The sequence below is a fragment of the Salicola sp. AFF1 genome (assembly GCF_056783195.1).
Window position 1 is genome coordinate 1 of sequence record NZ_JBXAYL010000073.1, and the last position, 2,514, is coordinate 2,514.

Genomic DNA, 2,514 nt, shown 5'->3' on the forward strand with positions numbered 1-2,514 from the left:
GGATACACGTAGGCAGTCGTACCTCAGTCGCGATCGAACAAAGTGCTTGCAAAAGAGGAGGAGTCCATACACGCTCAACGTTAAGCCATGGAGCTGTTATGGAGAAAAAGAGCGCTAAAAGCCTGTGGATAGTTTAAAGGTAATAGCTTCAAAGGTGTTTGGGGCCTTATGGAACCCAACCTCCATACGAAGGGGATTATTGCCGAACACCCGCTTTGCTTGGCCGCCTATCGCCAGGATACCAATGCTTGTTCCTTCCGAACCAATATCACAGTGATGACCCTGATCAGAATCTTGGCATTCCTCAAAGCGTGTGACCGCTGCGGCTACGCCGCACCTGATATAAGGGGTGAACCCCCTGGAGCCAAATGGTTCAACAACCAGGCCGGTACGGGCTTGGAAAGGGACGCCTTGGTGGTTCTCTCCAACTTGTTCACTCGGGCGCACTGTGCCCTCTGAGCGTTGCCTCGTTCCTACTGTTTCCGTACGCTCCGCTACATCCGCGTTCCAGACCATGGGAAGACTTAAGCCCATCCCCACAAATCCGGAAAGCGAATCAGAGAACCTCCACTCCACATCCAACCCTGCCAGCAATTCCCAATCTTCCGTGGCGCCTTTGGATACATCTATATATGTGATAGATGCATAGTGAGCTACCTTAGGTTGAGCATGACTTGGATGTTGTCCAAAAAGCAATAAGAGTATAATAAAAGCCAGTTTTTTGGAAAACACTTTTGACATCAAGTTAACGCTTTAAATAGAGGGTTCTTTTAGGGAAGTCTATATAGAAGTCAGTGTTGCAAAGATAATCTGTCCCTAAGTTGTTAAGCCTTTCGGAGTAAAACTTAAATTTTTTGAATTTTTGATTGTTAATGGTTATATCTTGGCAGATCCAAGCCTCTTGTACTACATCACCTCTTAGGGTGCTTACTTTTTTATTCCGAGTTGTGCACTGACTGGATAGCTGGGAAATAGTGTTGTTTTTTAGGCCACTCGTCGTGGCTCCTGTATCTAATATGAGGTTTTCGGCTTTGGTGTTGTTTATCTTTATAGATTTTAGTCTTCCTTTGGAGTTAAGTTTATGAGTTTTGAAGGTATCAGTTTTGGGGGAGATGTTGCTGGTTGGGTATAGTTTAGCCGATTTTTTGCTTTGTCTGTATTCCAATATCATCCCCCCTAGTATATCAAGCCCTATCACCCCTTCGATATTAAGGTTTGTTCTGTCTTCAATATTTTTTAAGTTAGTGACTCCAGCGTTTACGGGGGACCTGAATTTGAAGCTTGTGTTCTTTATATCAATGCTCTTTATTGGTGTTGTTTGTATTTGTTTTTCTCCAAAGGGTGTTTTGATGTTTTTGTGTATTTTTTTGGGGTTGTTGTGTTTCAGGTATTTTGAGTTTAAAATAGAAGAGCTTGCTCCCGTATCTACGATATAGTAACGATTGTTGTTGCTAGATTGGGCCAGAAACAGACAGCTGCTATTTTTGTGCAGGACGTCAATATTGATTCCGCTTTTTGTATTGTTGGACGAGCATCCGGCAACGAGAATAAATATGAATAAGTAAAATAGTGTTTTTTTCATGGCTTATTGCATAAATAGGGCTGCCACTAAAGATGGCAGCCCAGGTTGATTATTTGGTTACCATTCAGCGTCTATTTTAACGCCATAGTAACTCCCGTCCAATTTTACATCTGGTTGCACCTGCACACTTGCTCCCCCTACATCAAATGTTGTGAGGTCATTCCACCAATCAACAATGGATTCGAAGAAACCTCCCCCGCTAACCTGATCAACTTCCTGTACGTTGAGTTCACGCATTCTTTATCTCCTTTCAGTCTTTGGTATTGAGTGAAACCATTTACGTCCGTGTTGTCCCTGACCGGTCATGGAGCAACGGTTTCAATCTAGAAGTGATAATTACTTGCTTTCAATACTTGTCACTTCAAAAGTGTGAACTGGATCACAGAATGGGCGTAGTGGCTATCACTGAGTTGTAACCTGGTGTTTGCGTGATGCACGGTCCCTGACGGATCAATTGCAGGCCGTTAGCGTTAAAGCGGTTTGCGGAATGGGACACCAAATGGATTAGTGGTGTGATGCAAAGGAGAGCAGCTTTAGCAGTCATCTGGGCGGTCCTGCTCGTGTTGTCAGGGCAGGCCGTCTCTTCCAGCGACGCCCCCGCTCTGGCGGAGTTGCACGCGCTGGCGCTTGAGCATGATGCGGAACTGCAGGCGGCGCGGCATCGGCGTGATGCCGGCAAGGAGGCGCTGGACCAGGGACGTGCCAGCCTGATGCCCAAAATGGACATTTCCGCGAAGCATTCGCGGGAGCGCAAGTGGTCTGACCAGCCGACCCCGTCTGGTGGCCTCACGGAGCGCCGGCAAGAGACCGCCACGACCCGTTATCAAGCCTCATTAACGCAGCCATTGTTTCGGTGTAAGCGCAAGCAAATCGACCCACTTGCCCCGGAACCCGCTATCAGCTCTTTGTAGGAGCTGGCTCCAGGTCAGTAT

General features: G+C 46.7%; 4 protein-coding genes. 1 reads left to right on the plus strand and 3 read right to left on the minus strand.

Translation table 11 applies throughout. From position 1 onward, the window contains the following. Positions 1 to 114: 114 nt before the first annotated feature. From AC1RQI_RS16585 to AC1RQI_RS16595, 3 genes are read right to left on the minus strand one after another with little or no spacing between them, the layout of a single operon-like run. Complete coding sequence (locus tag AC1RQI_RS16585; protein WP_481905720.1) at positions 115 to 741, minus strand: hypothetical protein; 627 nt, start codon at positions 739 to 741, stop codon at positions 115 to 117. 4 nt (positions 742 to 745) lie between these two features. Next, positions 746 to 1,582, minus strand: coding sequence for a pepsin/retropepsin-like aspartic protease family protein (locus AC1RQI_RS16590; RefSeq protein WP_481905721.1), 837 nt, complete (start codon positions 1,580 to 1,582; stop codon positions 746 to 748). 57 nt (positions 1,583 to 1,639) lie between these two features. Then, positions 1,640 to 1,819, minus strand: coding sequence for a hypothetical protein (locus tag AC1RQI_RS16595; protein WP_481905722.1), 180 nt, complete (start codon positions 1,817 to 1,819; stop codon positions 1,640 to 1,642). Positions 1,820 to 2,097: 278 nt separating this feature from the next. Between AC1RQI_RS16595 and AC1RQI_RS16600 the strand changes: the two genes are divergently transcribed. After that, a complete protein-coding gene (locus AC1RQI_RS16600; protein WP_481905723.1) occupies positions 2,098 to 2,493 on the plus strand; it encodes a TolC family protein in 396 nt (131 codons plus the stop codon). Positions 2,494 to 2,514 lie beyond the last annotated feature (21 nt).

Bases quoted from the DNA above. Each gene is read 5' to 3' on its own strand.
- AC1RQI_RS16590 (WP_481905721.1), bottom strand. From the start codon at position 1,582: ATGAAAAAAACACTATTTTACTTATTCATATTTATTCTCGTTGCCGGA.
- AC1RQI_RS16595 (WP_481905722.1), bottom strand. From the start codon at position 1,819: ATGCGTGAACTCAACGTACAGGAAGTTGATCAGGTTAGCGGGGGAGGT.
- AC1RQI_RS16585 (WP_481905720.1), bottom strand. From the start codon at position 741: ATGTCAAAAGTGTTTTCCAAAAAACTGGCTTTTATTATACTCTTATTG.
- AC1RQI_RS16600 (WP_481905723.1), top strand. From the start codon at position 2,098: ATGCAAAGGAGAGCAGCTTTAGCAGTCATCTGGGCGGTCCTGCTCGTG.